The 6,739-nt window shown below is 51.5% G+C and carries 6 protein-coding genes; all 6 read left to right on the top strand.

Going from position 1 to position 6,739, the window contains the following annotated elements:
* The coding region (locus CLG94_RS11235) for an ISKra4 family transposase (protein ID WP_133174709.1) at positions 1 to 929 on the top strand (929 nt) is incomplete at its 5' end.
* A 293-nt stretch (positions 930 to 1,222) separates the two neighbouring features.
* The gene (locus CLG94_RS11230; RefSeq protein WP_107563577.1) at positions 1,223 to 1,459 is read left to right on the top strand and encodes a DUF5678 domain-containing protein; all 237 of its coding nucleotides are present in this window, start codon (positions 1,223 to 1,225) and stop codon (positions 1,457 to 1,459) included.
* Positions 1,460 to 1,494: 35 nt separating this feature from the next.
* Entirely contained in the window at positions 1,495 to 2,079 is a 585-nt protein-coding gene (locus tag CLG94_RS11225; protein WP_161954155.1) for a retroviral-like aspartic protease family protein, read from the top strand.
* Positions 2,080 to 2,887: 808 nt separating this feature from the next.
* A complete protein-coding gene (locus tag CLG94_RS11215) occupies positions 2,888 to 3,868 on the top strand; it encodes a GAF domain-containing protein (RefSeq protein ID WP_107563573.1) in 981 nt (326 codons plus the stop codon).
* Positions 3,852 to 4,049 (top strand): hypothetical protein, encoded by a 198-nt coding sequence (locus CLG94_RS11210; RefSeq protein ID WP_107563571.1) that lies wholly within the window; start codon positions 3,852 to 3,854, stop codon positions 4,047 to 4,049. Before CLG94_RS11215 ends, CLG94_RS11210 begins: the two co-directional genes overlap by 17 nt.
* 1,037 nt (positions 4,050 to 5,086) lie before the next feature.
* Positions 5,087 to 6,733, top strand: a complete 1,647-nt coding sequence (locus CLG94_RS13850) for a sulfide/dihydroorotate dehydrogenase-like FAD/NAD-binding protein (RefSeq protein ID WP_320414624.1) — start codon at positions 5,087 to 5,089, stop codon at positions 6,731 to 6,733.
* The last annotated feature ends 6 nt before the right edge of the window (positions 6,734 to 6,739 follow it).

The raw sequence follows: 6,739 nt of genomic DNA, 5'->3' as shown, positions 1-6,739 counted from the left end.
CAAGGGAAATCGTGTCTAAGGATCCGTGGGTGGTGTATCCCGGCAACCCTCAGGGCCGGCATATTAGAGAGCAGGGTGCGAAGGGCTGCGAACTGGTGACCGTGGAGGAGGGAAGCATCGCCACAGATGGCAAGGTGATCCCTCTTTTTTCACCTGTTCCCAAGCTCTACATCGCCATCGACGGGACTGGCGTTCCGGTTGTTCCATCCGAGACCGAAGGGCGCAAGGGCAAGCAAACACCCATAGCAAAGACTCGGGAAGCCAAATTGGGATGCGTCTTTACCCAGACCCAACTCGATCAGAAAGGGTTCCCCATCCGTGACGAGGATTCCACCACTTACGTAGGAGCCATTGAGACGGCAGAGGAATTTGGCAAAAGGATTTATGCCGAGGCTGTGCGTCGAGGTGTGACTCGGGCTCAGAAGGTTATTCTTTTGGGGGATGGCGCTGTATGGATTCGCGGGATCGGCGACGAGCATTTTCCGAACGCGATTCACGTCGTGGATCTGTTTCATGCCTTGGAACACCTGTGGACTATTGGAAAGCTAGTGTATGGATCGACGGGAGAAGAAGTGACACGATGGTTTAAAAAGCAAAAGGATGAACTGAAAGAAGGCGATGTAAAAAAAGTCATTGCTGCCATCAAACGACTGCAGCCGCAGAACCCGTCGGTTTGGGGGGAAGTTCAAAAAACAGTGGGGTATTTTGAGACGAATCAAGATCGCATGCTCTATGCTGAATGGATAAAGCAGGGCTTGTTTGTAGGATCCGGAGTTATTGAAGCCGGCTGTAAAACGATCGTGGGACAACGGCTCAAACAGTCGGGAATGAGATGGACTGTCAGAGGGGCCAACGCAATTATCGCCCTACGTTGCTGTCAGATCAGTGGCCGGTGGGAGGAGTTTTGGGGAAATCGGGCAACGGGGTGAGAAGCTTACCCATAAATTTGTCTTACACCCAAACCGTCTGCCAGGCTTGACTTCGGCATGGAGAGAGTGATAGAAGGAGGGTTGGTCGCTGATATTCACTACATACCGCCCCAAGGTTAGCCAGTAGCTTTAGGACCGCGCCCTTGGCTACTCCGGTCATACGGACAGTGGACCGACTTGAGCGGTCAAGCATGTCAAGAGAATAATCACTTGACCGAAGAAAGAAGCTGTGACTAATATACCGATATGAGGTTTATAGAAAAACCTCAACGGGAAATGAATGCGAGGGGAACATGCTTGACCGGGAATATCACTATTTTAAGACCCACGAAAGCGACCTTATAGAGCGCTACAATGGCAAATTTATTGCCATTGTAGATGAAGAGGTTGTAGGGGTTTTTGATTCAGAACTAACAGCCTACCAGGAGATGAAGAAAAAATACGGCTTGGGGAAGTTCCTTCTTCAGCATTGCGTGCCTAGCAAAGACCGCGTCATCCAACGCTACCATTCGCGTGTGGCGTTCGGCTAACCGTCTAATTTCATCCGCAGTTACTGAGTTCCGCAGTGAAATTCCTACCTGGCCTCAGAGCCTTTACCACCAAATCCAACGGAATTGTCAGGGAACTACTGAATCAGGTTCATATCAGTGAAGCGTATGACCCAGCAACGGGCCAACCTGAGCCAATTAAACGGCCATACATTGCCGTTTGGGATTGTGGAGCCACAGCTACTGTCATTAGCCCAAAGATTGCCCAAGAACTAAATCTTCAACCAAGTGGTAAAGAAAATGTTCACAGTGTTGGCGCTGGTGATCAGAGTCATGAATATGAAGCCAATACATACCTGGTCAACATTTACTTGCCCAACAACGTCTGGATTGTTGGTGTTCGTGTTTCCGATGGAGGGATCGCTGGGGCGGACGTCCTCTTAGGCATGGACATTATTGCGTTTGGTGACTTTGCGATTACAAATCATAACGGGCACACGCATTGGACGTTCAGGACGCCATCAAATGAACCGATCGATTTTGTTGAGGAAATTAATGAACACAACAGAAAGCATGGAATCCATGCGGTGCCTCTGAGTCAAGATGAAAAGCGGAAACAAAGGAATCGAGACAAGAAGAGGAAAAAAGCTAGGCACAGATAGAATACTTACCTTTCTCCCTTTCCCCATCTGACGTGAGCAGCCTTTCTAGCAATCTTGCTTCTTTCTAAGGTGTCAGTTTTTCTGCCCTAGCTTTTCCGCCTTTGAGACCACCGAGCCTACCAAGTAGAACAGCGGCAGGATTCTTTTGCGAGATGCTCTCACTGGCGGGTTTTTCTCCAGTCGCCACTTGGACGACTGAGACGGCGAGCAGGTTAATATCCGAGGGTGGCTTCTTGCTTGTGCGCTTAGGCATACCCTAAATGCAGGGCTGCCGACATCTGCTGGCAAGCCCTGTCCATTTTCAAACTGACCCAATACCGCGGCGGAACAGCACTTGACTGATCAAGCCCTAGTGCCGATGCTTAAAGCATGAAACTACCCGCCGCATTCGGAAAGCTAACGTGACAACTAGTTAATGCAGTCTATTGTGAGGGGGTGCTGTCCAAATTTGAAGGGCATACAGGTTTGATTGGTATGTATTTTGCTTCTAGTCCCAGTGATGTTATGCTAGCGTCAAAAGCTCTACGAAGCACAAAAACCAATGAAGTTGCGAAGCGACTGAAAGAGTTGCCACCAGACTGATCGAAATATTGCCGGAGAAAATGATACCAAAAAGTCCTAACGATCGCGGTCGGCGAGGAGAGCGCAATGTCATCGGATATCAAGACTCTTCCATTTGTGGAGGATCGTGGAACAGCTACAGCTTAGATCCCCCTGTGCGTCCCGTGGCGCGGCGCAGTCGCCAATCACAGCCCAGGAAGACTCCTAACCATCCGACTCAATCAGTACGGCGCTTGGCTGACAGCTAATGCATATTGAAATAAGGACACCAGAGCAGAAATTCCCAGAAAATCAACTGTATGGTTTCTTTTTCCAGTTCGTTCTTGTTGCCATACCCCTCGGTCTAGGAATATGGCGCTCGCAGATTGATTCAGCAAGGAGCCCGAATGAGGCAGTAGCATTCTGGACTTGCATTATTTTGTACTTTTTTGTCATATTTCCGTTCAGCCACTTCAAGCGGCGCAAGATGCAGGCAACAGCCAATCAGAGCACTCTGGACCAGATCAATACGCACCTCAAGCTTGTTAACGATGTCCTGATGGATCTAAGGGCTGTCCTTGTATCAGTGAGGCGGCTGACAAACAACACCATGTACGGTCTGGAACGTTTTTTTGCCGGCCAGCCAACTCTGATGGAAATAGTTGAACACGCAAGGTTCAATTACGCAGAAATTGTAGAGGTGATCCTGAAGGAAGTTTTCTGGGTGGTTGCTAAGGGCAACCGGGATCTGAATATTCATCTTACTGTCGGTTTCCTCATGCCGATTGGGCAGAAGCTTCAGGTGGTCGCATATGTAAATTCAGACAACTCCCCCTCCTCGAACAGAGAAGGCTTTATATTGAATGAGGGTTGCGCGGGAACATGTTGGGCAGAAAAGGCAATCGTTGTTGTGCCAGATGTTCGCAAGGATGACCTACATGGCCTTACATCAAAGAGCCAGCGACACCACCGCATAAAATCGATAGCTTGTTTTCCTGTGATGTTTACCGATAAACTCGACAAGTCTCAAGAATTCGTAGGTGTGCTATCATTGGACTGCGATGTGGCTGATTACTTCAGAGATGAGGCTCGATTTAAGGAAGCGGTAAGAACTACATTAGAACCTTTTTTTGCCCTTATAAGGTTTACTTATAGACTTCATCTGCTATTAAGTAAGGCTCTACCTGCGACCCAGAACGCAAAGGAAGTTTCATTAGAAACAGGAGGGGTGCATGGAAGCAAAGGCTAGAGAGGAGAAAGTCGCAGCGGAGAGACAAGAATCCCAGGATTCAATGTCGCAAGAGTCCCGGCGTTTTGAGGATGAGGAAACTGACCTGTTGGTCCTTGAGATCAAACCCTACTGGCAAACGCTGCCGAAGGACAGCAGGAACTACATCCGTCGCTTTCTATACAAGGCCCTCACGGTCTAGCCAAGAGTCGATCTCTGATCTCTGGCCAGCAAAGTAGGAAAGTGATGGCCCCTGGTTTCCTTACTGCACCTAAATCCCTTCGAAAAACAGGGCGGTCTTTGAGCAGTTCTACCCATTCGACTTCCCATCCACAAAATCCTCTAAACTCCCCACACGATCCGTCACCCCAGCCGCTATCGCCGGAGTCGTTCGCAGGCTACCATAAACGACTCGCACACCAAGACCTTCCCGCATTTCTCCCTGCCGCTAAACTCTTTAAAAGATTCCACCCCCGTAATGTGGACTCCCCGGAGGGTGGATTAGTAGTGGTGAGCTAGGTGCGCAAGCGCGGCATTTCCGAAGGACGTTTGCGACAATACGGCCCGAAGAGTTTGCGGTTCGCTACCCTTTGCCCAACTCGTCTTGGAGTTTCCTGAACCTTCAGGACATTATGTCCACGCTAACCTACACGAGTATCGAAACGCCTGGCCGAGTTCAATCGGAATGGGTGGCAACTTTGATCGGAATACGCAACACTGCACTTTTGGCAACGTTATGGTTATAAAATGCACTTTCGGCCAACATATGCTGTAAACAGCGCCGAGGTGGAGAAATGCGTGCGATTTAAAATCAACAGATTACGATTCCGTCGTGGCCACATTACGATTAAAAATTGGCCAAATTATCGAGTAAGTCACAAGAGAAAATTGGTTCTTCCGATCTCCCCCTTTGGCAAAGGGGGATCGAAGGGGGTTTCTCCCTCCGCCCTCCGGCGCATCATGGTGTCCTCCATTCAAGATAAACCCCCGCCCCCTTTTTCAAAGGGGGAAACGGTTAGTCCCCCTCTTTGGAAAAGAGGGTTAGAGCCTGCCCATGCGGGCCTGCCCCGGCATGTGTTAAGCCGGGGGGAGATTTTCCACCCGTAACTGAATGGTTACCTTGGGATTGCAGATTTGGTTGTGAACAGGTAAACTTTCGTGTATCATCAGTGGGGAATTCTTGCCCAAAGCATAGTAAAAGTGTAAGAGGTGAAGGATCTTTGGAGGAAGCTTGTCGCGATGACAAATAGAATCAACAGCATTACAGCGAACATCTCGTCCCAGAACACTGACCAGTTGAAGGCCGCCCTGGCGGAGGTCTCTACGCTTTCCGACCTCTCTTACGAGGAAAAGCAGGAGTTGGCAGCAGCGATCTCCACTACCTTTTACCGGGACCCCTCCGGCGATGAGGAACTTTCTCAACTCATTGATCAGAGCGAGTTGATCCTGGCCTCCCTTGGCGTAGAGGTGGCTGGATGGACTATTGAGCAACTTGTTGAGGCTGATGCGGAATCGGCGGAGCATTTCGCCGGCGCCTTAGGGCGCATCGGCGCACCTGCCGTAGATCTGCTTCTTTCCCGGTTCGACACGAGCAAGGGCGACGACTATTCTCAGATCAACCTCCTGTTGGCGGCGGGACATTTCACCGATCCGGCCATTGCCAGGGTCCTGCCTGAGGCCTTGAGGTGCGCAGGGTCTGCCAATAAGCAGGTGAAGTCCGCCGCCTTTTACTGTATGGGGCGGATTTTCAACCGCATTGCCCCCGAAACGATCAGTGACGCGGACCGGTCGACGCTGTTCGATAAGCTGTTCGTCGGCCTTTCAGATCCGTCGGCCCTTGTTCGCAGGCATGCCGTGCGCGCCATAGGGAAAGGCGTTCGCCACTCCTATTTCACGTCGGGGCAGGTGGAGAAAAGCCACAATGCTCTTCGTGCCATCCTCGGAATGGATCACTTCGACTGGGACGATGCCTTTATCGTTCGCAGTGAGGCTGAACATCAACTGCACTACTGCCATGGCAGCTCTAAAGAGAGCGAGAACCCATCCAGGGGCAGGTACCACCAGGATTTTACGATACTTGAAAAGCGAGAACTGTGCGCCAACACCTACTACTTTAAGGTGAACGCGCCGCTTCTCGCGAAAAAGATACAGGCCGGGCAGTTCATCATCATCCGTCCCAACCTTGACAGTGAGCGCATCCCCCTCTCCATCGCCGGATGGGACAGGGAAAAGGGGTATCTCGAACTCGTCATTATGGCTGCCGGCAGGACATCCACCGAGGCCACGATGAAAAACGTAGGCGACAGTATCCAGGACGTCGTCGGGCCGCTGGGCCAGCGCTCCCATGTTGCCAAATATGAGGGGGCCTGCGTGGTGCTCGGCGGCGGCTACGGTACGGGCGCCGTCATTCCCACGGCACGGGATTTGAGGCAGCTCGGCAATAAGGTCTACGGCATAGTGGGCGCCCGCACGAAGGACCTGCTGATACTGGTGGACGAACTTAAGGCGGTGTGCGACGAGGTATTCGTCACCACCAATGACGGGTCGGTTGGTATTCAAGGCTTCGTCACCCATGCGCTGGAGAAGATCATGGAGAGGGAGAAGGTGTCCATGGTTTTGGCGGTCGGCCCCGTGCCGATGATGATGGCCGTCGCCAAGGTGACGGAGGGGAAGGGAATAGAAGCATGGGTCTCGCTGAACGCCATCATGGTGGACGGCACCGGCATGTGCGGTGCCTGCCGGGTGACGGTGGGCGGCAAAACCAGGTTCGCCTGCTATCACGGGCCGGATTTTAACGCGTACCAGGTGGACTTTGGCGAGCTGGTGAAGCGTCAGCAGATGTTCGTGGCACAAGAAAAGATCGCCTTCGAGGCGATGCAGCGATAAGGGAGA

Source organism: Candidatus Methylomirabilis limnetica (assembly GCF_003044035.1).
In the GTDB taxonomy this organism is placed as follows: domain Bacteria; phylum Methylomirabilota; class Methylomirabilia; order Methylomirabilales; family Methylomirabilaceae; genus Methylomirabilis; species Methylomirabilis limnetica.
Note: the sequence above shows the minus strand (reverse complement) of the source record. Positions and strands in the feature narration are given on the sequence as shown.

Coding starts and splice junctions, on each gene's coding strand:
- CLG94_RS11230 (WP_107563577.1), top strand. CDS start 1,223: ATGCTTGACCGGGAATATCACTATTTTAAGACCCACGAAAGCGACCTT.
- CLG94_RS11215 (WP_107563573.1), top strand. CDS start 2,888: ATGCATATTGAAATAAGGACACCAGAGCAGAAATTCCCAGAAAATCAA.
- CLG94_RS11210 (WP_107563571.1), top strand. CDS start 3,852: ATGGAAGCAAAGGCTAGAGAGGAGAAAGTCGCAGCGGAGAGACAAGAA.
- CLG94_RS13850 (WP_320414624.1), top strand. CDS start 5,087: ATGACAAATAGAATCAACAGCATTACAGCGAACATCTCGTCCCAGAAC.